Origin of the sequence: Paraburkholderia lebeckiae (assembly GCF_014201005.1) — a bacterium.
Taxonomy (GTDB): domain Bacteria; phylum Pseudomonadota; class Gammaproteobacteria; order Burkholderiales; family Burkholderiaceae; genus Paraburkholderia; species Paraburkholderia tuberum.
Genome location: NZ_JACHDK010000001.1, coordinates 384,707 through 408,020, shown reverse-complemented (window position 1 = coordinate 408,020; position 23,314 = coordinate 384,707). Strand labels below are relative to the sequence as shown.

Here is a 23,314-nt window from a genome sequence, read left to right as displayed (position 1 = left end):
GAACAACTTACTTCGCGACCACCACCGGAATGCCGCGCAATTGCCCGGCGCCCTTCATCTCCTCGAGCGACTTCTTCACCGCGACACCCGTCGCCGCATCGATGCCGAGGCGCGCAGCGAGGTCACGCTCACCACGCTTGACGCCCGCCAGATTCGCCAGCTTCACGTGCCCATACCCGCGCACGCGCGCATGCAGTTCAGCGAGTTTCGCGACGTCGTCGAGATGGCCCGCGTCGAGTTTCGCTAGCGCACGGTGCAGCGTGGCTTCGTAATCGCTCGCGAGCTCGCGCTCCATCTTGCGCTCGAGCGTGCGGCCGAACGGATCGAGCGCAGAGCCACGCAGACCGCGCCATTTCGCGAGCAGGCCGAGCACGGGCCACATCCACTGACCATAGGTTTTCTTCGTCGGCACGGCGCCGGGCTGCGCGCGCGTGAGCGTCGGCGGCGCGAGGTTGAAGCGGATCGTGAAGTCCTTGCCGGCGACGCCCTCGAACTGCGCTTCGAGCGCATCGCGGAACGCGGCATCCGTATGCAGACGCGCAACTTCGTATTCATCCTTTACCGCGAGCAGCCGGTAGAACGTGGTCGCGACCGCGCGCGTCACGCGTTCGCTCACCGCATCGACGGCGGCTTCCGCGCGCCGCGCCGCATCGACGAGCGCGCGATACCGCTTCACATAAGCCGCGCCGCCATACGCGAGCAGCCGTGCTTCGCGATGGGCGATCAGCTCGTCGAGCGTATCGACCCGCACGCTCGGCTTCGGTGCGTGACGCGATTGCCACAGCGATTCGAGCGCGGCGGGATCAGCCGCGGCCATGCGCCCGATCGAGAACGCGAGCTGGTTCATCTGCACGGCGACGTTGTTCAGTTCGATCGCGCGCATCATCGCGGCGAACGACACGGGCACGAGACCGAGCTGCCACGCGAAGCCGAGCATCAGAATGTTCGCGCCGATCGTATCGCCGAGAAAACGCGTTGCGAGCGCTTGCGCGTCGCACGTCGACATACGCTCTTGCCCGGCCGCGTGACGCATCTTGTCGATCAGCGCGTCGGCATGCAGCGTCGCATCCGGGTTCTGCACGAAGCTCGCGTTCGGAATCGCATGCGTGTTGACGACGATGCGCGTGCGGCCATGTCGCACCGTCTGCAGTGCATCGGCACTCGCGCCGACCACCATGTCACAGGCGAGCAGCACGTCGGCCTGCTGCGTGTCGATGCGGACCTGGTTCAGCCATTCGTCGCGGGCGGCAAAGCGCACGAACGACAGCACCGCGCCGCCCTTCTGCGCGAAGCCCATGAAGTCGAGCACCGACGCGCTCTTGCCTTCGAGGTGCGCGGCCATGCTGATCAAGGCGCCGACCGTCACGACGCCGGTGCCGCCGACGCCCGTGATGAGGATGTCGTACGGCGCGGCATCGAGTTGCGTCGCGGGAATCGGCAACGCGTTGACGTGCGCGGCGAGCGCCTGCGGATCGCACGCGACGCCCGCCGCTTTTTTCAGCGTACCGCCTTCGATGGTGACGAAGCTCGGGCAAAAGCCGTTCACGCACGAGTAGTCCTTGTTGCACGACGACTGATCGATGCGGCGCTTGCGACCGAGCGCGGTTTCCACCGGTTCCACCGACAAACAGTTCGACTGCACGCCGCAATCGCCGCAGCCTTCGCAGACTTCCTCGTTGATGAAGAGCCGTTTGTTCGGGTCGGGGAATTCGCCCTTCTTGCGGCGCCGGCGTTTTTCGGCCGCGCAGGTCTGGTCGTAGATCAGCACGGTCACGCCGTCGGTGTCGCGCAACTGGCGCTGCACCGCGTCCATCTCGCTGCGATGGTGAAACGTCGTGCCCTGCGGAAACTGGCCGTGATGGCCGTCGTATTTCTCCGGCTCGTCGCTGACCACGACGAAGCGCGATACGCCCTCGGCTTCGACCTGACGTGCGATCTGCGGCACCGAGATGCTGCCGTCGACTGGCTGGCCGCCCGTCATCGCGACCGCGTCGTTATAGAGGATCTTGTAGGTGATCGTCGTGTTCGCGGCGACCGCCTGGCGGATTGCGAGAATGCCGGAGTGAAAGTAGGTGCCGTCGCCGAGATTCTGGAATACGTGGCGGGTTTCCGTGAACATCGAGTGCGCGGCCCAGTCGACGCCTTCGCCGCCCATCTGAATCAGCCCGGTCGTGTCGCGCTCCATCCACGACGCCATGAAATGACAGCCGATGCCCGCCTGCGCGATCGAGCCGTCCGGCACTTTCGTCGACGTGTTGTGCGGGCAGCCGGAGCAGAAGTACGGCGTGCGCTTCACGCTGTCCGCCGCGTTCGACAGGATCTGCGGCGCGACCAGATCGACGACGCGTTCACGGCGATCGAGCGCCGGCTTGTGCTTCGCGAGCCAGTTCGCGAACACCGGGAGAATGCGCGACGGTCGCAGTTCGCCGAGCGACGACAGCAGCAACGTGCCATCTTCGGCGTGCTTGCCGATCACGACCGGCCGTGTGCCTTGTGTGCGGTTGTACAGATAGTCCTTGATCTGTTGCTCGATGACCGGGCCTTTCTCTTCGATCACGAGCACTTCGGACAGACCCGACACGAACGCGTCGATGCGCGTCATCTCCAGCGGAAACGACAGACCGACCTTGTAGATGCGCACGCCGGCCGCGTCGAGGTCGGCGACCGTCAGATCGAGCCGGCGCAGCGCTTCCATCAGATCGAGATGCGCCTTGCCGCACGTGACGATGCCGACATTGGCGTGCGGGCTCGGCGCGATCCATTTGTCGATACTGTTCATGCGCGCAAACTGGCGCGCCGCGTCGAGCTTCGCGTGCAGACGCGCTTCGATCGTCAGGCTCGGCAGATCGGGCCAGCGGTTGTGCAGACCGCCTGCTGGTGCTTCGAATTCCGGTGGCGGTGTCCATTCGGTTTGCAGCGCGTCGAGATCGACGGTCGAGCCCGATTCGACGGTCTCCGAAATGGCCTTGTAGCCGACCCACGCGCCCGAGAAGCGCGACAACGCCCAGCCATACAGGCCGAATTCGAGCATGTCCGCGATGTTCGACGGATTCACGACCGGCATGTGCCAGCCGATCAACGCGAAGTCGCTCTGATGCGGCATCGACGACGACACGCAGCCGTGATCGTCGCCCGCGACCACCAGCACGCCGCCGTGCGGCGACGAGCCGTACGCGTTGCCGTGCTTCAAGGCATCGCCCGCGCGGTCGACGCCCGGGCCTTTGCCGTACCACATCGCGAATACGCCATCGACGGTGCGCTCGGGATCGGCTTCGACGCGCTGCGTGCCGAGCACGGCGGTGCCGCCGAGTTCTTCGTTGATCGCGGGCAGAAAGCGGATGTCGCTCGCGGCGAGCAGTTTTTTCGCCTTCCACAACTGCTGATCGACCATGCCGAGCGGCGAGCCGCGATAGCCGCTGATGAAACCGGCCGTGTTCAGGTTGCGGGTCTTGTCGAGCGCGCGCTGCATCAGCGCGAGGCGCACGAGCGCCTGAGTGCCGGTCAGAAAGATCCGGCCGCGCGTCGCGATGAGATTGTCGGACAGCTTGTAGTCGGCGAGAGCGGGCGTGCCGTCGATGGGCAGGCGAGCGGTCATGGGGGAGTCTCCAAGGTTCTGGCTTCGCGCGCGGGCGGTGGGGTCATGGATGCCGCGCAGCGAAAGAGACTCTATTTTTTAGCGCTCGTGGGAGTGAATTATTTCTTCTTTAATCGGGCGTGCGCGAATAGGCGCGAAGACCCGCGCGTTTTGGCCCGCTTTTGAGCCGGATTTGCCACACTGCGGAGCGCTTCGGGTATGCCCTGGGGTGTCGTGAGGCGGCGAATGGGACGATGGCTATTGCTATTGCGCCGTGTTCGCCGCGAGGTCCGGTTGGAGCGGTGCCGCATCGAGCGGCACGATTTCGTCGAAGTGCGCGTAGTCGATGTGGCTCACGCCGTCGCGCTCACTCATGATGTCGACGAACCGGTGCTGCCAGACGATCTGGTCGCAAGTCCACATGTGGCGCGCCTGCATGGTTTGCGACGTCGATTCGTCGATGCCTTCGAGCGTCAGCAGCAGCGAGACGTCGCGGCCTTTCAACGATTCGGCGTTTTCGCCGAACAGCGGACTCGCTTCGTCGATGATGTGCATCAGCGTCCAGCCGAGCTTGAAGACCGGGTGCTGGTCGCGCACCAGCGCGAGGTCGTAGAGCTTGCGCAGCGTAAAGCCTTCGATCGAGGTCTCCAGACGCATGATGCGCAGCCGCGCGCGTGCCTCGGCGATTACGTTCTGACGCGCGTTGGCCGAGCGCACCATCAACGTCATGCGGCCGTCGATCGGCCGGATCACCGCGAAGCGCGCGAACATGATCTTCGCGTGCGGCCGCGAAAAGCGCGCGAAGATCAGCCCGGTCGCCAACGCGATGCTCGACATGCCGATGAAGATTTCGAGCGTCGCGATCCAGTGCGCGTAGACGGTTTGCGGATGCATGTCGCCGTAGCCGACCGTCGCGAGGGTTTCGACGCTGAAGAAGAACGCGCCGCCGAAGCCCTTCGGAAACTGATTCGCGATCGGAGCGTCGCCGAGCATGTAGAGCATGGCGAACACGATGTTGAGCAGCAGGAACAGCAGCGCGAGCGACACGAAGAACCCCGGCCAGCGCACGCCGAGCGCGCGGTGATACAGGTCTTGCCACAGCGGCGTCGGCATGCCGTGCGCGATCACCACGCGATCGTCGAGACGCATTTCGCGACTGCCGCGCGCGCGGCGCCTCGGCGCGCTTGCGTCGGTGTCGGTGTCGCCGAGCGTGGAAAAACGGTCTGACGGTTCGCTTGCCATCACGCGCTCGTGGGGATGAAGACGTGCACAGCGTAGCATGGCGCGTTGTGCGCGCTGCGCGAGTTTCCGCGCGGTGCGAAGGCGGCGCGGCGCGATGTATCGCCAGGTGCGAGGTTGCGCGATGCCGTCGTCGAAATGCTTCCGGGCGCGTCCCGGATTTCAGGCTGGGTCAGGTTGCATCATGCGCGGCGTGCGGGTCGGGCGCAGCCGCGCGCCACGCCCACCCACCCACCCGCCGTCACGGAAACACGCGCGGCTTCGGAATTCCCGCGCCATGCTCGATATCGTCGACCGCCTGCCGATGCGCACTTTCCACCGCTTCGGACTGCTCGGCATAACCCGCGTCGCCGCCGACCGTGGTCCACGCCTTGACGGCCTTCTCGCGATGACGGATTTCGTATTCCGCGTCCCAGCGCGCGCCACTGAGTTCGAGCGGACGAACGTGGATCGAATACACGCCGTATTGGAACAGGTGTTCAGCCATGATCGCCTCCAGCCGGCCGATCCGGCAGCGGCGCGCCGATGCGTGAGGACGCGCGACGCGCTGCCCCTTGGTTCGGCCTACAGTTCGATTTCCCCGAGGATACGATGTGCGAGCGCTTTGGCTTCTTCGAGCGCTTCTCCTGGCGTCGACGACGTCGAGTCGACTTCGTAGAGCGTGGTTTCCTGATCGGCGCTGGGTTCGCCTTCGTCGCGAGCGAGGGTGACGACACCTTGCCAGGCGTCATGTGCGACTTCTCTTATCGACGCGGTGGCCGTGTAGAGCCCTTTGGTGTAGGTGACGTCCTCCATGGCCTCGCTCCTATTCGCAAAGGTTTCGATGTTTTCATCCTAGCACGGCGTGGCGGGATCGGTTCCCGCCCTGGGGCGGCTTCGCGCCGCGCGACGTGCTCGACATCCGTCACGCTACGCGCGCCCCAGGGCAGCAGAATTACAGCGCCGCGTTTTATAGCAGCGCGACCACCTCGTCGAGCGTCGGCGCATGCGCGCCGGCGTGGCCACAAGCCGCCGCGCCGGCCGCGAGCGCGAACGCGAGATGCTCGGGCCACCCGCGTTGCGGCGCGCTCATCAGGCTGAACAGCAGACCGCCGATCGACGCATCGCCCGCGCCGACCGTATCGACCACTTCGACGCGCGGCGGCTTCGCCTCGATCACCTCGGCGCCGTCGAGCAGCATTGCCGCTTCGGGGCCGCGCGTGACGAGCACGGTGGCGGCGGGATTCATCGCGCGCAGTTGCGCGAGCGCGGCGGCTTCATCGCTGGTCTTGAAGATCATGCGCAGGTCTTCGTCCGATACCTTGATCAGATCCGCGAGCGCGGCCATCTTACGCAGCGTCGGCTCGTAGCCGTGCTCCATCAGGTTGCGATAGTTCGGATCGAAGCTGATCTTCACGCCGTGCGAACGCAACTCGGCGGCGAGCTTCGCCAGTGTGTCGCCGAGCGGCTGACGCACGAGGCTGATGCAGCCGAAGTGCGCCCACTTCACCGCGTTCATCCAACCGGCGGGCAGCTTCGCCGGATCGAACGCGAGGTCGGCGCCGTTCTCGCCCATGAAGAAGTACGCGGGCGGATGCGTCTGATGCACGATCGCGAGCAGCGGCGGGCGCTCGACGCGCTGCAGGAAGCGCATGTCGAGGCCGGCCGCGACGCTCGCGTCCCACAGCTCGTCGGAAAAGTTATCGACGCCGAGCGAGCCCGCGCTCGCGGTCGGCAGGCCGAGCCGCGCGACGCAGCGCGCGACGTTCCAGCCCGCGCCGCCCGGACGCGACAGCCAGTGCGATGTGCCGGTGCGCACGAGATCGGTCAGGATGTCGCCGGCGGATATGAAAACGGGGAGTTCGGTCGTCGCGCTCATTGTGCTTTCTCCGCGGAAGCCGCTGCGGCGGGAGCGGCTGATTCAGCCGCAGCGTTTTCGCCGAGCGCATGGGCGAGCACTTCGTAGCACGCGCCCATCGTGTGATAGTCGGTCTTGCCGGCCGGGCTCTTTTCGTCGCTGTACTTGCGGTTGTCGCAGGTCAGGATGCGATACCAGGCGCCGTACTTGTGGTCCACGAAGTGCGTCCAGGCATAGCGCCAGATCTCGTCGTACCAGTCCCAGAAGCGCTCGTTGCCGGTGCGCTTGCCTAGCAGCGCGGCGGTCGCGAACGTTTCGGCCTGCACCCAGAAGTACTTGTCGTGATCGCACACGGTGCCGTCGGGGCCAAAGCCGTAGTAGAGGCCGCCGTGGTCTTCGTCCCACGCGTGCGTCATCGCGGCGTCGAACAGTTCGATCGCGCGCGGCAGCAGCCACGGCAGCGGACGGAAGCGTTCGAGAATCAGCAGCAGCTTCGCCCATTCGGTCTGATGACCGGGCTGAAAGCCCCACGGACGGAAGATGTTCGAGCTGTCCTCTTCGTTGTAGTGCCAGTCGACCGACCAGTCCGCGTGAAAGTGCTCCCACACGAGCCCTTGCGACAGCTTCGCCTGGCGCAGCGTGATATTCGACGCCACGCGCTCGGCGCGATCGAGATACACCAGATGACCGGTCGCTTCGTGCGCGGCGAGCAGCGCCTCGGTGGTATGCATGTTCGCGTTCTGCCCGCGATACGTGCTGACACGCCAGTCGGCCGACGCGTCGTCGGCATAGAGGCCGGCGGCGGCGTCCCAGAAGCGGTGCTCCATCAGCTCGAAGGTCGCGCCGATCATCGGCTTCGCTTCCTCGATGCCGGCCATCGCCGCGTGCGAGTACGCGAGCAGCACGAACGCGAGGCCGTAGCAGTGGCGCGTCGCGTCGAGCGTGCGCTGTTTGCCGTCGCGCCATTCGATTTCCCAGTCGTAGCCCTCGTGCTGCGAGTCCCAGTGCGCGTCGCGCAGAAAGCGCAGGCCGTGGCGCGTGTATTCGAGGTGCTTCGGGTCGCCGAACTGCCGGTACGCCATCGCGTAGTTGAACACGTAGCGGCAGCTGCTGACCAGGTGGCGCGTGGTGCGGTTGTAGATCGAACCGTCGTCGCGGAAGAAGTGGTAGAAGCCGCCGCTCGGGTCGAGCACGTCCGGCGCGTAGAAGCGCAGCGTGTCCTCGATGTGCGTGAGCAGAAACTCGCGCTTGCGGAAGCTGGCGACCGGCGGCGCCTTCGCCGCGTCGGTGGAAAGTTGAAGCGGATCGGTTAGCGTCATGGCGTTTTCACCAAAGTACTGGCACGGGCAACGAGTTGAACGGGCAAGCGGACTTCGAGTTCGGCGGGCGAGTCTTCGAGCAGCAGTTCGACCCCGCGTCGGCCGAGCGCTTCCTTGTCGACCGCGATCGTCGATAGCGGCGGGGTAGCGTGGGCGGCGGCGGGGATGTCGTCGAAACCGATGATCGCGATGTCGTCGGGCACGCTGAAGCCGCGCGCGAGACACACGCGCAGCGCGGCAAGCGCGGCGGCGTCGTTGAATGCGAATACGGCGTCGGGGCGCGGGCCCGGCGCGTCGAGCAGGCGCTGCATCGCGCGCGCGGCGCCGGTGTCGGGATCGAGCCCGGCGTCGATGTTCACTTCGAGCGACGGATCGAACAGCAGCCCCGCTTCGAAGAACGCGCGCCGGTAGCCGAGCGCGCGCTCGGCGATGCTGAAGTGCGCGAGCGAGCCGCCGATGAACGCGACGCGCTTGCGCTGCTGCGCGAACAGATGGCGCATTGCGAGCGTGGCGCCGCCGGCGTTGTCGAGATTGACCGAGCGCAAGCCCGGCGACCATAGATCGATCAGCACCAGCGGGCGTTGCATCGCGACCAGCGTGGCGAGCGTTTCGGGCTCGACGAAGCCGGCGATCGCGACGGCGTCGGGCGCGTGCAGGCGCATCTGATGAATTACGTCCTCGGTCGGCCCGGCAGTCAGTACCGACGGCACGATGCCGCGCTCGCGGCACGCGTCTTCGACACCGTGCAGCACGTGCGAGAAGAACGGGCTCGCGGCGAAGTTGTTGTGCTGACGATGCAGCAGGAAAGTTAGCCGGCGGATGCGCGGACGCAACTGCGCCGGGTCGTAGCCGAGCTGGCGCGCCGCTTCGACCACGCGTTCGCGCGTGGCCTCGGAAAGGCCCGGCTGATTTTTGAGCGCGCGCGACACGGTGCCGATCGAAACGCTGGCCGCGCGGGCGACGTCGCGGATGGTTGTGGCCATCGAATGAAGCTGCCGCGCGAGGCGAGGCAGCACGGGTTCAGGTCGGGCGATTGTATAGTAAAACGCAGCTAAAGCTGCCCGCAAAACGCCTGCCTGACACCGGTAAATACCCGTATTTTATGGACTTATTGGAAATTATAGTGTTTAGTAAAAACGACTAAACAGCACGCGGGACGCCGTTTTCGAGACGGTTCGAGAATTGTCCTATGCCATCCGGCCGAGGCGACAGCGAGAGCGTTTGCGCGTGAAATAACGACAAAGGCCAGTGAGGAGCCAAAAGAAAAGCCGCCCGAAGGCGGCTTGCTTTACACGATCAAAACGACGCTCAGGGAGGGCGCTTATGAATGTCCTGTTTGCATTGCGTGTGTTTTCAACGGCGCGCGACGGCGGCGGCGGGTCGCCGCGCCGCGGCATTGCTCTCGCCGCTGAGGTCGCGGGCGCCCCAGCGTTGCGCGAGCGCGGCGCAGACCATCAGCTGGATCTGGTGGAACAGCATCAGCGGCAGCACCACGGCGCCGACCGCATGCGACGCGAAGATCACCTTGGCCATCGGCACGCCGGCGGCGAGGCTCTTCTTCGAGCCGCAGAAGATGATCGTGATCTGGTCCGCGCGGTTGAAGCCGAGCCGCTTGCTCGCGAAGATCGTCACGGCCAGCGCGAGCGCGAGCAGCACGGCGTTTACCACGACGAGGCCGCCGAGCGCCGACAGCGGAATCGTGTGCCACAGGCCTTCGGTGACGGCCTCGCTGAACGCGCCGTACACGACGAGCAGGATCGAGCCCTGGTCGACGAACTTCAGCACGCCGCGATTCTTCTCGATCCACTTGCCGATCAGCGGGCGCAGCAACTGGCCCGCAACGAACGGCACGAGCAGTTGCAGCACGATGTTGCCGATCGTGTGCCACGGCGATGCACCGCCGCTCGCGGCCTGATTCGTCACGATGACGCTGACGAGTGCTGGAGTGACGAAGATGCCGAGCAGGCTCGAGGCGGACGCGCTGCATACCGCGGCCGGCACGTTGCCCTTGGCAATGGACGTGAACGCGATCGACGACTGGACCGTCGATGGGAGCGTGCAGAGGAAGAGGACGCCGGCGTAGAGCGACGGCGTGACCAGCGGCGAAAGGACCGGTTTAAGCGCGAGGCCGAGCAGCGGAAACAGCGCGAACGTGCTCAGCAGCACCACGACGTGAAGGCGCCAGTGCGTCGCGCCCGCAATGATCGCCTCGCGTGACAGCTTGGCGCCGTGCAGGAAGAACAGCAGGCCGACCGCGATGTTCGTCACCCAGTCGAACCCCACGGCGGCCTGTCCATGAACGGGCAGGAAGCTGGCGAGGATCACGGTGCCGACGAGGCACAGGGTGAAGTTATCGGGCAGGAATTTCGCGCGGGCCATGTCGCAATCTCGATTCAATGAGGCGGTGTAAGCATGGGACGGGCCTGTCAGGGCGGGGTCCATGCCAATGGAAAGCGGCTATTGTTGTCGAAAACCGATTGAAAACGCAAATTCATTTGCCGAATCGATTAATGAGATTTGCGCATTGACTCCCCAATCAGGCCGAGCCCATTTGAGCGACGCTCTAGGTTTCAGTATTGGCGAGGTGCTTTCCCGCGACAAACCGTTTAACCGTTGACGTTGCAAGCGCCGTTTATTTGCAACAAACAGCGCCCGCGCGGACCAGGCGAAAACACCGGCCAGCAAGCCGCCGAGGCGCGTCCGCATGAGGGCTCCGGCGCGGAAAAACGCCGCAGTAACAGGGTGTTACATCCACCGACGAGACCTAACACTTTTTGGCTCGACACCCTCTGCCCCCGACCATAAATTACTCGTTCAAACGCCGCAGGGATGCCCTGCGCCGCGACAGGAACGCGGCGCTTTTCTCCTCCCGCAACAGGTCCATCGCAGCTCGAACGGTGGATTTCAGGCAAGTCTTCGGGCGTGAGAGTCACAAGGTGGACGGGTTGTCGAGAACGAGGCACTGGGCGTGGGGCGCGGTCATCGCCGTGCTGTGCTCGTTCGCCCATGCGAAGGGGACGGATGGGCCGCATGGCGGCGGTGCCGCCGCGGGCGGCGCTTATTCGCGCGACGCTGCGGGGCGCGCACCGCGCATGGAGATGCGTGGCGACGGCCGTTATGCCGGTGCGGGCGGCGCACCCGCTCCGCGCGGCTCGCGCAATGCGACGGCTTCTCATGACACACGCGCGCAGCGCGGCAGCCCGAATATCGCGGACGCCAATTTCGGTTACGGCTTCGGCAGCTACAAGTCCGGCATGCGCCGTGTCGGCGATCCGTCCAGCTATGCGGGCGCGATCACGCCGGTCAGCGCGGAGTCGCGTCCGGTGCCGCATCCCCCGTCCAACATGCCGATACGCAACGGCTCGATCCGCGCCGACGTTGCCCGCTACAACGAAGAGCGTGGCGCTGCGCGCCCGATGCAACGCCCAGCCGACGATCCGCGGCAGCCGGGCGGTTCACCGTACCGGAATTAGCTGAGCGCGATTTCGCAAACCATCGCACCGCCATAACCGCGGTCCCGAAACCCGTCTTCCAGATCCCTTCCCGCGATCCCTCGCGCGGCTTCGCGCGCCTTCCTCTGCGCCGTAGCCCCGAATCTGACGTTTCGACGCCACACTTTTTTGAAAACACTCGGCATCGAAGTACCGGTCAGCGTCAAATCTTGGCATTCTGCCGCGTCGCGTCATCGGCCCGTCATTTAAGCCGTTGACGCACGCTGTGGCGCGCCGTTCGCCGCATGCCGCATTGCGTCCAGCGGGCGGCGCCAGTCCGCTCTGATGCGTCGTATCAAGCCGATAACCGACCAAACTAATCAGACCGATATACCCGCAATAAGCAGCGATATTTTTGTTTATAAAAATGGTCCGCAAAGATGGGACCCGCCCAGATTGACTCGACGATCGAACGGATAACAACAACGTTTCGCGCGAGCGCCCCCTTTCGCACAGCCACACCCTTTTGACAAAAATTGGAGAATCCATGAACACAAGCCTCAGCAGCGCGCTGAAGACTACTCTCAAGGCCACCGCATGCGTCGCCGCGCTGGCGGGCGCGTCGTCGGCGTTCGCGCAATCGAGCGTGCAGCTCTACGGCCAGGTCGACGAATGGGTCGGCTCGCAGAAGTTTCCGGGTGGCAAAACCGCGGTGGTCGTGTCGGGCGGTGGCATGTCGACGTCGTACTGGGGCTTCAAGGGGACCGAGGATCTGGGCAACGGCTACAAGGCGATCTTCACTATCGAAGGCTTCTTCCGCGCGCAAACCGGCGAGTACGGCCGCTTCACCGGCGACACGACGTTCTCGCGCAATGCTTACGTCGGCATCGAATCGCCGTACGGCACGGTGACCGCCGGCCGTCTGACCACGCCGCTGTTCGTGTCGACGATCCTGTTCAACCCGTTCGTCGATTCGTACTGGTTCTCGCCGATGGTCTATCACGTGTACCTCGGCCTCGGCACGTTCCCGACCTACACGACCGACCAGGGCGTGACCGGCGACTCGGGCTGGAACAATGCGGTGTCGTATGCGTCGCCGAACTTCAACGGTCTGTCGGCGACGGCGATGTACGCGCTCGGCAACACGACCCAGAACGGCGCGAAGAAGTGGAGCGGCCAGGTGCTGTACTTCCACGGGCCGTTCGCGGCGACCGCGGTGTACCAGTACGTGAACTTCAACAACGTGCCGGGCGACCTCGGCAGCTTCGAAACGTCGGGCGTGCCGGGTCTGCGCAGCCAGAGCGTCGCGCAGGCGGGCGTGTCGTACGACCTGAAGTTCGTCAAGCTGTACGGCCAGTACATGTACACGTACAACGACCAGCAGGTCACGAGCTGGCACGTCAACACGGGACAGGGCGGCGTCACGGTGCCGTTCGGGCCGGGCACGGTGATGGCGTCGTATGCGTATTCGCGTAACGGCGGCGGTTCGAACCAGACGCGCCAGACGGCGGCGGTCGGCTACGACTATCCGCTGTCCAAGCGCACCGATGTCTATGCCGCATACCTGTATGACCACATCACCGGTCAGTCGAGCGGCAATACATATGGTGCGGGGTTGCGCGCGAAGTTCTGATCTCGGCCCACGGTGTCACCGCAAAGCCCGCGTTCCGCCCGGAACGCGGGCTTTATCGTTTTCGGTTGCCGCCGAATACGAGCGTTTGCTGCCGTCTTTTTGATAAACCCGGCAAAATGGCGTCGATTGATTCCTGAAGCGAGCGACTCAGATGGACACCCTCGTCAGCATGAAAGTGTTTCGCCACGTGGTCGAAGCCGGCAGTTTCGTCGGCGCGGCGGAGAAGATGGAGATGTCGGCGGCGATGGCGAGCAAGCATGTGATGCATCTGGAGCAGCAGCTCGGCGCGCGGCTCCTGAACCGCACCACGCGCCGCGTCGCGCCGACCGAGGCAGGCCGCGAGTACTACGAGCGGCTGAGTCAGGCGCTCACCGAGCTCGACGAAGCCGGCCAGGCGGTCGGCGCGGCAAGCGTCGTGCCGCACGGGCGGCTGCGGGTGTCGTCGCTGTCGGCGTTCGGCCTGAATCACGTGATGGCCGCGGTCGCGGACTACGCCGCGCAGTATCCGCAGGTCACCGTCGATATGACACTGTCCGACCGTGTCGTCGAGCTGATCGACGAGGGCTTCGACGTCGCGATCCGCGCGTCGCCGGGCGGGCTCAAGTCGTCGTCGCTGATCGCGCGGCAGATCGCGACCGCGCATCTGGTGCTGTGCGCATCGCCCGCCTATCTGCGCAAGCATGGCACGCCGAAGAGCGTCGCCGATCTCGCGCGCCACAACTATCTGCAGTACGCGGGCGTATCGGCGCTCGAAGTCGCGACCGGCGACGCGGGCTCGCGTGTGCGCCTGTCGGGCAACCTGATCGTCAATCAGCTCGAGGCGCAGCGCGTGGTCGTGCTGCATGGCGCGGGCATCGCGATGCTGGGCACCGAGGTGATCGGCAGCGATCTCGCCGAAGGGCGGCTCGTGCCGCTGCTCGTCGACCAGGTGCCGCCGCGGGAGCTGCCGATCCACGTCGTCTACACGAGCCGACGGCATCTATCGGCCAAGGTGCGCTCATTCGTCGATTTTCTGGCGGCGCGGTTCGCAAGCGAATCGCTGTGGCCGTCGCTCGACGAGATCAAGGCGTTGGCGGTGCGGTAGCGTTTCGCGAAGCACCGAACATACGTCGCCAATCGCCCGCCCCGCGCCCCGGCGCCGTGTTACCCCATTTCTATATACTGACTGTGAACACCCGTCAGTCAAATGATCTGGGGGAGACATGACCGATCTGTCCACGCCGCAGCGTGCCGGCAGCCACGAGCTGCCCGCGGGCCGGCGCCTGCGCTTCGTCACCGCCGCCGCGCTGTTCGACGGCCACGACGCGTCGATCAACATCATGCGGCGCATCCTGCAGGCAAGCGGCGTCGAGGTGATCCACCTCGGTCACAACCGCTCCGTCGCCGAAGTCGCGACCGCCGCGCTCAACGAGGACGCCGACGGCGTCGCCGTGTCGAGTTACCAGGGCGGCCACAACGAATACTTCCGCTACCTGGTGGATTTGCTGCGTGCAAGCGGCGGCGAGCGCATCAAGGTATTCGGCGGCGGCGGGGGCGTGATCGTCCCCGAGGAAATTGCCGCGCTCGAACGCGACGGCGTCGAAAAAATCTACTCGCCGCACGACGGTCAGCGGCTCGGTCTGCAAGGCATGATCGACGACATGATCGCGCGCTGCGTCGAAGGGGCGCGCGCGGCCGACGCGGCGCGGCCGACGCCGGTGCCCGAATGGCTCGCCGAGCTGGCCGCGCGGCCGTTGCCGCGTTGCGATGAGGCCCATGCTCCGCACGCTGGCACTGCTGCTGGCTCGCACCCTGCCGATCCCGCCGCGCCGATCTTCCGCCGCCTCGCGCAACTGATCAGCGCGTTCGAAACGAACAGCGTCGACGCCGCCGCGCGCGACCAGCTAGCGACGCTCGCGCAAGCGCCACGCATCCCGGTGCTCGGCATCACCGGCACGGGCGGCGCGGGCAAGTCGTCGCTGACCGACGAGCTGATCCGCCGCTTCCGGCTCGACTACGGCGATACGCTGAACATCGCCGTGCTCGCGATCGATCCGTCGCGCCGAAAATCCGGCGGCGCGCTGCTCGGCGACCGCATCCGCATGAATGCGATCGGCGATTGGGGCGGCGGCGCCCGCATCTATATGCGCTCGATGGCGACGCGCGAGGCATCGACCGAACTCTCCGATTCGCTACCCGCCGCGCTGATGCTGTGCAAGGTGGCGGGCTTCGATCTGATCGTCGTCGAGACGTCGGGGATCGGTCAGGGCGATGCGGCGATCGTGCCGTTCGTCGACGAATCGCTGTACGTGATGACGCCGGAGTTCGGCGCCGCGAGCCAGCTCGAGAAGATCGACATGCTCGACTTCGCGAGCTTCGTCGCGATCAACAAGTTCGATCGCAAGGGTGCGCAGGATGCGCTGCGCGACGTCGCGAAGCAGGTGCAGCGCAATCGCGGGGACTTCGCGACATCGCCCGACGCGATGCCGGTGTTCGGCACGATCGCGTCGCGCTTCAACGACGACGGTGTGACCGCGCTGTACCGGCGCATCGCTAATGCGCTGCGCACGCATGACCTGGGCGAGGACGGCGCACGGCTCGGCGCGACCGAAGGCCTGCGCTTTTCGAGCAACCTGCATGCGATCGTGCCGCCCGCGCGCGTGCGCTATCTGGCCGACGTCGCGCAGACGGTACGCGGCTATCGAGCGCGGGCCGACGCGCAGGCGCAAATCGCGCGGGAACGCTGGCAGATCGTCGAGACGCGCCGCATGCTCGGCGAGGCGGGCAGCGACGCCTCGTCGCTCGATGCGCTGATCGACCAACGCGGCGCCGCGCTCGGCGAGCGCGAACGCAAGCTGCTCGACGCGTGGCCGCAAACGGTGGCCGCCTATGCGGGCGACGAACATGTGGTGCGCATCCGCGAGCGCGAAATCCGCACCGCGCTGACGGTCACGACGCTGTCCGGCTCCGAAATCCGCAAAGTGTCGCTGCCGAAATTCGTCGATCACGGCGAGATACTGCGCTGGCTGATGCTCGACAATCTGCCCGGCTATTTCCCGTTCACCGCTGGCGTGTTTCCGTTTCGTCGCGAGAACGAGGACCCGACGCGCATGTTCGCGGGCGAGGGCGATCCGCAGCGCACGAATCGTCGCTTCAAGCTGCTGTCGGAAGGCATGCCGGCCAAACGGCTATCCACCGCGTTCGACTCGGTGACGCTTTACGGTGAGGAGCCGCACGAGCGCCCGGACATCTACGGCAAGGTCGGCAATTCGGGTGTGTCGGTCGCGACGCTCGACGACATGAAGACGCTGTATGACGGCTTCGATCTGTGCTCGCCGGATACGTCGGTCTCGATGACGATCAACGGCCCCGCGCCGACGATCCTCGCGATGTTCTTCAACGTCGCGATCGACCAGCAGATCGCGCTGGGCGAGCAACAGCAAGGCCGCCCGTTGACCGAAGCCGAACTCGCCGCAACGCGCCGCGCCGCGCTCGAAAACGTGCGCGGCACCGTGCAGGCCGACATCCTGAAAGAAGACCAGGGGCAGAACACCTGCATCTTCTCGACCGAATTCAGCCTGAAGGTGATGGGTGACATTCAGGCGTATTTCGTCGAACACGGCGTGCGCAATTTCTATTCGGTGTCGATTTCCGGCTATCACATCGCCGAGGCCGGCGCGAACCCCATCTCGCAGCTCGCGTACACGCTCGCGAACGGCTTCACCTATGTCGAGGCGTATCTCGCGCGCGGCATGTCGATCGACGACTTCGCGCCGAATCTGTCGTTCTTCTTCTCGAACGGCATGGACCCGGAGTACGCGGTGCTCGGCCGCGTCGCGCGACGCATCTGGGCGGTGGCGATGCGCGAGCGCTATGGCGCGAACGAGCGCAGTCAGAAGCTCAAGTATCACGTGCAGACGTCAGGCCGCAGCCTGCACGCGCAGGAGATCGATTTCAACGACATCCGCACGACGCTGCAGGCGCTGATCGCGATCTACGACAACTGCAACTCGCTGCACACCAATGCGTTCGACGAAGCGATCACGACGCCGACCGAGGATTCGGTGCGCCGCGCAGTTGCGATCCAGCTGATCATCAATCGCGAATGGGGGCTCGCGAAGAACCAGAATCCGAATCAGGGCAGCTTCGTGATCGATGAATTGACCGACCTGGTCGAGGAAGCGGTGCTCGCCGAGTTCGAGCGGCTGACAGAGCGCGGCGGCGTGCTCGGCGCGATGGAAACTGGCTATCAGCGCGGACGGATTCAGGACGAGTCGATGCTGTATGAGCATCGCAAGCATGACGGTTCGTATCCGATCGTCGGCGTCAATACGTTCCTGAGCGCGCATCCGCATGAAGCGCCGCGGCCGCTGGTGCTCGCGCGTTCCACCGACGCGGAGAAGCAGAGTCAGCTGCGGCGGTTGCGCGACTTCCAGGCGCGCCACCGCGACGCCGCGCCTGAGGCGCTCGAACGCCTGAAGCGCGCGGTGATCGACGACGGCAACGTGTTCGCGGTGCTGATGGACGTGGTGCGCGTGTGTTCGCTCGGGCAGATCACCCACGCGCTGTTCGAGGTGGGCGGGCAATATCGGCGGAATATGTAGGCCGCGAGGGGCGGCCCGGGCCGCCCCGTTCGACACCTCAGCGCGCGATGCCGAGCCGCGCCTTCGCGTCGTTGTATTCCTTCTTCAGACGCCGCACGAGCTCGGCGACGTCGGGCACGTCGTCCATCAGGCCGACGCCCTGGCCCGCGCCCCAAATGTCCTTCCACGCCTTCGCCTTGTCGCCGCCGAAGTTCATCCTGGTCTTGTCCGATTCGGGCAGCGCGTCGGGATCGAGGCCCGCGTTCGTAATGCTCTCGCGGATGTAGTTGCCGTGCACGCCGGTGAACAGATTCGTGTAGATGATGTCCGACGCCTTCGCATTGATGATCGCCTGCTTGTAGCTGTCGACCGCGTGCGCCTCTTTGGTCGCGATGAAGCGCGTGCCCATGTACGCGAGGTCCGCGCCCATCGCCTGCGCGGCGAGAATCGAGCCGCCGTTCGCGATCGAGCCCGACAGCACGATCGGACCGTCGAAAATGCGCCGCACCTCGCCGACCAGCGCGAACGGCGAGGTGGTGCCCGCGTGGCCGCCCGCGCCCGATGCGACCAGAATCAGCCCGTCGACGCCGGCTTCCAGCGCCTTCTGCGCATGACGCAGATTGATCACGTCGTGCAGCACGATGCCGCCGTAGCTATGCACCGCATCGACGATCTCGCGTGCCGGCGCGCGCAGGCTGGTGATGAAGATCGGCACCTTGTGCTCGACGCAGACGCGCACGTCGTGCTCGAGTCGTGCATTCGACTGATGAACGATCTGATTGACTGCGATCGGGCCGATCACCGCATCCGGGTTCGCGGCCTTGTGCCCGGCGAGTTGCGCCTGGATCTGCGTCAGCCATTCGTCGAGCAGTTCGGCCGGGCGCGCGTTGAGGGCAGGGAACGAGCCGACGATACCGGCCTTGCACTGCGCCAGCACGAGTTCGGGATAGCTGACGATGAACATCGGCGAAGCGACGACGGGCAGCGCGAGGTTTTGCAGAACGGCGGGCAATGCCATGGTGCGAGTCTCCAGGTTGGGCCAACCGGTGCGACGTGCGCCCGGCGAATAGATGAATGAGTTTAGCGGCACCCGGCTTGCGGCGTGTTGACCGGCGAATGCGCGTGGCAATCGAACGAAACCGGCATGCCGAAGTCGCGCCAAACATTTAAGAACGGTCGTTCGATTATAGGCGAAGTGGGCGACCTGCGCGCGGTAGGCCCGTTTGGAACGGTTCGAAGGAGTATTCAGGTTCCATGTCTGCGTGGGATATCCCACCTCGCACGGACCTGTTGGCCTTCTACAATGCACGGACCTCAAACGATCAACGAGACGTCATGGCCTTCGAAAATTTCACGTCCTTTCGCGTCGCCGTGGGCGATGTCGACATTTTCGGAGTGAAGGGCGGCGCCGGGCCGCCTCTGCTTCTGCTGCACGGCCATCCGCAATCGCATCTGATCTGGGAACGCTGCGCCGCGCCGCTCGCGCAGCACTTCACGGTGATCGCAACCGATCTGCGCGGCTATGGCGCGTCGGGCAAACCGCCGAGCGATGCCGCGCACGCACCGTATTCGAAACGCGTGATGGCCGCCGACCAGGTCGCGGTGATGCGCCACTTCGGCTTCGAGCGCTTCCTCGTCTGTGCGCACGATCGCGGCGCGCGCGTCGCGCACCGGATGGCGCTCGATCACGCCGAGGCGGTCGAGCGTTTGATGCTGCTCGATATCGCGCCGACACTCGCGATGTACGAAGCCACCGACCGCGCGTTCGCAACGCACTACTTCCACTGGTTCTTCCTGATCCAGCCCGAGCCGCTGCCCGAAACGTTGATCGGCGCAAATCCGGCCGCCTATGTCGACGCGGTGATGGGCGGACGTCACGCGGGTCTCGCACCGTTCGATCCCACCGCGCTCGACGCGTATCGGGCGGCGCTCGCGCAACCGGGTGCGGTGCACGCGATGTGCGAGGACTATCGCGCGTCGGCGAGCATCGACCTCGACCATGATCGCGCCGATATCGAGCGCGGCAACAAGATCGGCTGTCCGCTGCGGGTGCTGTGGGGCGACAAGGGCGTGATCGAAAAATGCTTCGATGCGCTCGACGAATGGCGGCATGTCGCGCGCGACGTGAGCGGCCGCGCGCTATCGTGCGGGCACTATCTGCCCGAGGAAGCGCCGGACGAACTGGTCGCCGAGATGCTGTCGTTTTTCGAGACGCTCGAACAATAAGCGCCGGGCTGCTTCGCGCGACCTTCGTTTGACCTGCGATGGACCTTCGTTACCCGAGTGGCGGCAGCCGTCGCGCGACCGGCGTCGACTTGACGATCGCCGTGCTGGTCTCCGCACGCTCGGTCACTTTCGACAGGATCTCGTCGAGCTGCTCGATCGAATGCAAGTACAGGCGGCAGATGAAACAGTCGTCGCCGGTCACCTTGTCGCATTCGACGAACTCCGGAATCCGCCGGATCACATCCTCCACCAGATGCAGCTGCCCGGGCAGCGGCTTCACGCGCACAACCGCCTGCAGCGTGAAGCCGAGCGCGCGCGGATCGATCTGCACGGTGAAGCGCTCGATCACGCCCAGCGCTTCGAGCCGCCGCACGCGTTCGGCCGTGCTGGGCGCCGATAAGCCGACGACGCGCGCGAGTTCGCTGACCGGCTGACGCGCGTCCTGCGCGAGCGCGGCGAGCAGTGCGCGGTCGGTGTCGTCGAGTGCGACCGGCGTGATCGATGCAAGGCGTTTGCTCATGAGGGCCTTCGTTTATGAGGTGAAAATGCGGTAACGCTTAAGTTTAGCCATGTATTCGCACGGGTGGATTAATTACACTGCCAGTTATGCAGGCATTAATCCGGGATCGAATCATGGCTTCGAACAAGGCTTCCGCGACCACCACAAGCGCTACATCCAGCGACATCCGCCGTGGCGCGGCGGAGATGAGCATCGCGATGCTGATGTCGGGCACGATCGGCTGGCTCGTCGTGTCGTCGCAGCAAAGCCCCTTCAACGTGGTGTTTTTCCGCTGCATTTTCGGCGGCGCGACGCTCGCGCTCGTGTGCGCCGTACTCGGCCTGTTCCGCCGCGAGCTGTTTTCGTGGAAGATGCTGGGCCTCGCGTTGCTCGGCGGCGCGGCGATCGTCGTGAACTGGGTATTGCTGTTCGCCGCGTATTCACGCGCGTCGATTTCGATGGCGACGGCCGTCTACAACACGCAGCCGTTCATGTTGGTCGGGCTCGGCGCGCTGGTGTTTCGCGAGCGCATCAGCGCATCGACGATCGCGTGGCTCGTGGTCGCGTTCGTCGGGCTCGTGTTCGTCGTGAAGGTCGAGCCGGCCGTGCTCGCGGTGCCGGGGCAGTATCTGGTCGGCGTCGCCTATGCGGTCGGTGCGGCGGCGATGTACGCGGTGTCGTCGATCATCACGAAGCGGCTGAAGGGCACGCCGCCGCATCTGCTCGCGCTGATCCAGGTATCGCTCGGCGTGCTGTTGCTCGCGCCGTTCGTACGCTTCGACGCGTTGCCGGCAAACGGCGCGCAGTGGCTCGAACTGATCGTGCTCGGCGTCGTCCATACCGGTCTCATGTACGTTCTGTTGTATGGCGCGATCCAGAAGCTGCCGACGTCGATGACAGGCGCGTTGTCGTTCATCTATCCGGTGGTCGCGATCATCGTCGACCGGTTTGCGTTCGGACAGACGCTCGCATGGATTCAGGTGCTCGGCGCCGCGCTGATTCTGCTGGCGGCGGCGGGCGTCAATCTCGGGTGGCGGATCGTGCCGCAGAGAAAGCGATTATCGTCCACGTGATGCCGATTCGACATTCAATCGGATATTGCTACGGATTCCGGAATAACGCGCAAGCATTCAAGCGCCTAACGCCGTTCGATGACAGATCGTGTATGCATTCGTAAAACGTGGCATCAAATTTCTGTAGGGAAATCACCGATGCGATGCAAAAACCCACACGCGTATCATTGATAGCGACGCTGATCACGTCCAACAGATGTTCGGCCGCTCGCTTCGTCGAGCGGTTTTCTTTTTGTGGGAACGGATTTGCGTTCCGGTGCGCTTTTCCGCCGCACGGGCCAATCACACGTTCAAGGCCGCGCGAGAATGCGCGTGCCGTCCACTTCGAGCGGTCCACCGTTCGCCGCGAGCTCCCCGATCATTCCCTTCAGCAACGCTGGCCATTCGCCGCGCGGCTTCAGCATCGACGCGGCGGCGCGCATCACGGCCGCGTCGTCGAGCATGCGCAAAAGCGTGTCCACACTCATCTCGCGGACTTCGAGCAGCTTGAATACGATCAGCACCTTCAGCGCGTTCCTTGCGTTGCGCGCGGGTTCGGCGCGCAACCAGGCGACGCGCGAGATCGCGCGTTCGAGCGCCGCTTCGACATGCGTGAACGGCGCGCCGTGGCCTGGGATGACGACGCGCACGTCGAGCGTTGCGATCAGGTCGAGCACGGCCTGCTGCTCGGCGAAGCCGCTTTCGCCTTCGAGTTCGGGAAAGATCACACCGAAGCCGTTTTCCCACAGCGCGTCCGCGCTGATCAGCAAGCGTTCGTCCGCGCAATAGAGCATCAGCGAATGCGGATCGTGGCCCGGCGCGCCGAGCACCTGCCAGTCGAGCGCGCCGAGCCGCAAACGTGCGCCGGGTGCCAGCGTGCCGGTGAAGCCGAAGCGCTCGCAGGTTTGACCAGTCGCGCGAAAGCTGAGGCGAGTTTCGTCCCAGTCGCGCACGGCATCGGCTTCGGATGACGGAATCAGCGTGCGGCACGGCCACGTTGCCTGCAACAGTGCGTTGCCGCCGCAATGATCCGAATGCAGGTGCGTGTTGACGATCAGATCGAGCGGCCGCGTGCGCAACGCATTGCGTACCAGCGCGACCGTTTGCGATGCGTGCGTCGCATAGCCGGTATCGACCAGCGCGGCGCATGTGTCGTCGACGAGCAGCACGTTGTTCGACGACAGCCAGCCGCGTTCGAAAACCCGGATCGATGCGGGCAGCGCGATCATGGCGTCGCCGTGCTCGCGTGCGCGTTTGCGACTGCCTCGGGCTTCGGCATCACGAGGATCGTCGAGGTACCCGTCAACATCAGCTCGCCGCGCTGATTGACCACCGAACCTTCGAGATGGGTCAGATCGCCGTTCAGGCTCGGCTTCCAGTGAGCGTCGTGCACACGCCACGTGATCGTCAGCGTGTCGTGCGCCTGCACTGCCTTCTTCAGCTTGATATCGAATTCGAGGCCGAGCGGTTGCGCGTAAGTAGAGAAATGCGTGGCGAGCAGCGCCATGAAATATGCGGTGGGTTGCGTGCCCGATGCGATCAAGCCTCCAAAGCGGCTTTGCGCGGCATACGCTTCATCGTGATGCAACGGGTTCAGATCGACGACGAGCGTCGCGAACGATTTGATCGAATCCACCGACAACTCGAGCGTCGAACTGAACGTCTCACCGGGCGTCACGATGCGCGGCGCGGCGTTCATTGCTTCTCCTTCGTCGTCGATGTCGTGCGCAGCGCCATTAACGTCGCGTGTCGCACTTCGATCGCGTCCCACACCGCGCGCTTCGCGTCGTTGTCGAGCGTCGACCAGCCGGCGATTTCGTCGATTGTGCGCAGGCATCCTTCGCACCAGCCGGTCGATGCATCCATCCTGCACACGCTGATGCACGGCGATGGCACGCAACCGCCGTCGTCCCTGTTGTCGTAATCGTTGCCGCTCGCCATC

Annotated in this window: 20 protein-coding genes; 6 read left to right on the top strand and 14 right to left on the bottom strand. The window is 65.0% G+C overall.

The window, feature by feature from the left end:
* Positions 1-7 precede the first annotated feature (7 nt).
* The 9 genes from HDG39_RS01840 to HDG39_RS01800 form a co-directional block, all read right to left on the bottom strand.
* Positions 8-3,595 carry an indolepyruvate ferredoxin oxidoreductase family protein gene (locus HDG39_RS01840; RefSeq protein ID WP_184002760.1) on the bottom strand — a complete coding sequence of 1,196 codons (3,588 nt, stop codon included), beginning with the start codon at positions 3,593-3,595 and terminating at the stop codon, positions 8-10.
* A gap of 243 nt (positions 3,596-3,838) precedes the next feature.
* The gene (locus HDG39_RS01835) at positions 3,839-4,816 is read right to left on the bottom strand and encodes an ion channel (protein ID WP_184002758.1); all 978 of its coding nucleotides are present in this window, start codon (positions 4,814-4,816) and stop codon (positions 3,839-3,841) included.
* A gap of 238 nt (positions 4,817-5,054) precedes the next feature.
* A complete protein-coding gene (locus HDG39_RS01830; RefSeq protein WP_184002756.1) occupies positions 5,055-5,300 on the bottom strand; it encodes a hypothetical protein in 246 nt (81 codons plus the stop codon).
* Positions 5,301-5,377: 77 nt separating this feature from the next.
* Positions 5,378-5,608 carry a hypothetical protein gene (locus tag HDG39_RS01825; protein ID WP_018419210.1) on the bottom strand — a complete coding sequence of 77 codons (231 nt, stop codon included), beginning with the start codon at positions 5,606-5,608 and terminating at the stop codon, positions 5,378-5,380.
* A 154-nt stretch (positions 5,609-5,762) separates the two neighbouring features.
* A complete protein-coding gene (locus HDG39_RS01820; RefSeq protein ID WP_184002754.1) occupies positions 5,763-6,671 on the bottom strand; it encodes a carbohydrate kinase family protein in 909 nt (302 codons plus the stop codon).
* A complete protein-coding gene (locus tag HDG39_RS01815) occupies positions 6,668-7,969 on the bottom strand; it encodes an AGE family epimerase/isomerase (protein WP_184002752.1) in 1,302 nt (433 codons plus the stop codon). Before HDG39_RS01815 ends, HDG39_RS01820 begins: the two co-directional genes overlap by 4 nt.
* On the bottom strand, positions 7,966-8,952 hold the full coding sequence (locus HDG39_RS01810) for a LacI family DNA-binding transcriptional regulator (protein WP_184002750.1): 987 nt from the start codon (positions 8,950-8,952) through the stop codon (positions 7,966-7,968). Before HDG39_RS01810 ends, HDG39_RS01815 begins: the two co-directional genes overlap by 4 nt.
* A 370-nt stretch (positions 8,953-9,322) precedes the next feature.
* A complete protein-coding gene (locus HDG39_RS01805; RefSeq protein WP_184002748.1) occupies positions 9,323-10,348 on the bottom strand; it encodes a bile acid:sodium symporter family protein in 1,026 nt (341 codons plus the stop codon).
* A gap of 78 nt (positions 10,349-10,426) precedes the next feature.
* Positions 10,427-10,675 carry a hypothetical protein gene (locus tag HDG39_RS01800; RefSeq protein WP_184002747.1) on the bottom strand — a complete coding sequence of 83 codons (249 nt, stop codon included), beginning with the start codon at positions 10,673-10,675 and terminating at the stop codon, positions 10,427-10,429.
* Between the two features lie 230 nt (positions 10,676-10,905).
* On the opposite strand from HDG39_RS01800, the gene HDG39_RS01795 reads away from it, so the two are divergent.
* From HDG39_RS01795 to icmF, 4 genes are all read left to right on the top strand, one after another.
* Entirely contained in the window at positions 10,906-11,442 is a 537-nt protein-coding gene (locus HDG39_RS01795; protein ID WP_311665044.1) for a hypothetical protein, read from the top strand.
* A 505-nt stretch (positions 11,443-11,947) separates the two neighbouring features.
* The gene (locus tag HDG39_RS01790; protein WP_184002745.1) at positions 11,948-13,033 is read left to right on the top strand and encodes a porin; all 1,086 of its coding nucleotides are present in this window, start codon (positions 11,948-11,950) and stop codon (positions 13,031-13,033) included.
* 151 nt (positions 13,034-13,184) lie between these two features.
* Positions 13,185-14,117 (top strand): LysR family transcriptional regulator, encoded by a 933-nt coding sequence (locus tag HDG39_RS01785; protein ID WP_018419218.1) that lies wholly within the window; start codon positions 13,185-13,187, stop codon positions 14,115-14,117.
* A gap of 118 nt (positions 14,118-14,235) precedes the next feature.
* Positions 14,236-17,616 (top strand): fused isobutyryl-CoA mutase/GTPase IcmF, encoded by a 3,381-nt coding sequence (gene icmF / locus HDG39_RS01780; protein WP_184002743.1) that lies wholly within the window; start codon positions 14,236-14,238, stop codon positions 17,614-17,616.
* A gap of 37 nt (positions 17,617-17,653) precedes the next feature.
* On the opposite strand, the gene HDG39_RS01775 is transcribed toward icmF, so the two are convergent.
* Positions 17,654-18,613: an NAD(P)H-dependent flavin oxidoreductase gene (locus HDG39_RS01775; protein WP_184002741.1), complete on the bottom strand. Its 960-nt coding sequence runs from the start codon at positions 18,611-18,613 to the stop codon at positions 17,654-17,656.
* Positions 18,614-18,930: 317 nt separating this feature from the next.
* Between HDG39_RS01775 and HDG39_RS01770 the strand changes: the two genes are divergently transcribed.
* A complete protein-coding gene (locus HDG39_RS01770; RefSeq protein ID WP_184002740.1) occupies positions 18,931-19,821 on the top strand; it encodes an alpha/beta fold hydrolase in 891 nt (296 codons plus the stop codon).
* Between the two features lie 49 nt (positions 19,822-19,870).
* On the opposite strand, the gene HDG39_RS01765 is transcribed toward HDG39_RS01770, so the two are convergent.
* Positions 19,871-20,341, bottom strand: a complete 471-nt coding sequence (locus HDG39_RS01765) for an Lrp/AsnC family transcriptional regulator (protein ID WP_184002737.1) — start codon at positions 20,339-20,341, stop codon at positions 19,871-19,873.
* Between the two features lie 113 nt (positions 20,342-20,454).
* Between HDG39_RS01765 and HDG39_RS01760 the strand changes: the two genes are divergently transcribed.
* The gene (locus HDG39_RS01760; protein ID WP_184002735.1) at positions 20,455-21,393 is read left to right on the top strand and encodes a DMT family transporter; all 939 of its coding nucleotides are present in this window, start codon (positions 20,455-20,457) and stop codon (positions 21,391-21,393) included.
* Between the two features lie 290 nt (positions 21,394-21,683).
* On the opposite strand, the gene HDG39_RS01755 is transcribed toward HDG39_RS01760, so the two are convergent.
* The 3 genes from HDG39_RS01755 to HDG39_RS01745 are packed head-to-tail and all read right to left on the bottom strand — an operon-like array spanning position 21,684 to position 23,313.
* Positions 21,684-22,601, bottom strand: a complete 918-nt coding sequence (locus HDG39_RS01755; RefSeq protein ID WP_184002733.1) for an MBL fold metallo-hydrolase — start codon at positions 22,599-22,601, stop codon at positions 21,684-21,686.
* Positions 22,598-23,071, bottom strand: coding sequence for a MaoC family dehydratase (locus tag HDG39_RS01750; RefSeq protein WP_184002732.1), 474 nt, complete (start codon positions 23,069-23,071; stop codon positions 22,598-22,600). Before HDG39_RS01750 ends, HDG39_RS01755 begins: the two co-directional genes overlap by 4 nt.
* A complete protein-coding gene (locus tag HDG39_RS01745; protein WP_184002730.1) occupies positions 23,068-23,313 on the bottom strand; it encodes a DUF1289 domain-containing protein in 246 nt (81 codons plus the stop codon). The genes HDG39_RS01750 and HDG39_RS01745 overlap by 4 nt, the downstream gene beginning before the upstream one ends.
* Position 23,314 lies beyond the last annotated feature (1 nt).

What these genes read in the sequence shown, in the direction of transcription:
- HDG39_RS01840 (WP_184002760.1), bottom strand. Translation starts at nt 3,595, where the DNA reads ATGACCGCTCGCCTGCCCATCGACGGCACGCCCGCTCTCGCCGACTAC.
- HDG39_RS01835 (WP_184002758.1), bottom strand. Translation starts at nt 4,816, where the DNA reads ATGGCAAGCGAACCGTCAGACCGTTTTTCCACGCTCGGCGACACCGAC.
- HDG39_RS01830 (WP_184002756.1), bottom strand. Translation starts at nt 5,300, where the DNA reads ATGGCTGAACACCTGTTCCAATACGGCGTGTATTCGATCCACGTTCGT.
- HDG39_RS01825 (WP_018419210.1), bottom strand. Translation starts at nt 5,608, where the DNA reads ATGGAGGACGTCACCTACACCAAAGGGCTCTACACGGCCACCGCGTCG.
- HDG39_RS01820 (WP_184002754.1), bottom strand. Translation starts at nt 6,671, where the DNA reads ATGAGCGCGACGACCGAACTCCCCGTTTTCATATCCGCCGGCGACATC.
- HDG39_RS01815 (WP_184002752.1), bottom strand. Translation starts at nt 7,969, where the DNA reads ATGACGCTAACCGATCCGCTTCAACTTTCCACCGACGCGGCGAAGGCG.
- HDG39_RS01810 (WP_184002750.1), bottom strand. Translation starts at nt 8,952, where the DNA reads ATGGCCACAACCATCCGCGACGTCGCCCGCGCGGCCAGCGTTTCGATC.
- HDG39_RS01805 (WP_184002748.1), bottom strand. Translation starts at nt 10,348, where the DNA reads ATGGCCCGCGCGAAATTCCTGCCCGATAACTTCACCCTGTGCCTCGTC.
- HDG39_RS01800 (WP_184002747.1), bottom strand. Translation starts at nt 10,675, where the DNA reads ATGCGGACGCGCCTCGGCGGCTTGCTGGCCGGTGTTTTCGCCTGGTCC.
- HDG39_RS01790 (WP_184002745.1), top strand. Translation starts at nt 11,948, where the DNA reads ATGAACACAAGCCTCAGCAGCGCGCTGAAGACTACTCTCAAGGCCACC.
- HDG39_RS01785 (WP_018419218.1), top strand. Translation starts at nt 13,185, where the DNA reads ATGGACACCCTCGTCAGCATGAAAGTGTTTCGCCACGTGGTCGAAGCC.
- icmF (WP_184002743.1), top strand. Translation starts at nt 14,236, where the DNA reads ATGACCGATCTGTCCACGCCGCAGCGTGCCGGCAGCCACGAGCTGCCC.
- HDG39_RS01775 (WP_184002741.1), bottom strand. Translation starts at nt 18,613, where the DNA reads ATGGCATTGCCCGCCGTTCTGCAAAACCTCGCGCTGCCCGTCGTCGCT.
- HDG39_RS01770 (WP_184002740.1), top strand. Translation starts at nt 18,931, where the DNA reads ATGGCCTTCGAAAATTTCACGTCCTTTCGCGTCGCCGTGGGCGATGTC.
- HDG39_RS01765 (WP_184002737.1), bottom strand. Translation starts at nt 20,341, where the DNA reads ATGAGCAAACGCCTTGCATCGATCACGCCGGTCGCACTCGACGACACC.
- HDG39_RS01760 (WP_184002735.1), top strand. Translation starts at nt 20,455, where the DNA reads ATGGCTTCGAACAAGGCTTCCGCGACCACCACAAGCGCTACATCCAGC.
- HDG39_RS01755 (WP_184002733.1), bottom strand. Translation starts at nt 22,601, where the DNA reads ATGATCGCGCTGCCCGCATCGATCCGGGTTTTCGAACGCGGCTGGCTG.
- HDG39_RS01750 (WP_184002732.1), bottom strand. Translation starts at nt 23,071, where the DNA reads ATGAACGCCGCGCCGCGCATCGTGACGCCCGGTGAGACGTTCAGTTCG.
- HDG39_RS01745 (WP_184002730.1), bottom strand. Translation starts at nt 23,313, where the DNA reads ATGGCGAGCGGCAACGATTACGACAACAGGGACGACGGCGGTTGCGTG.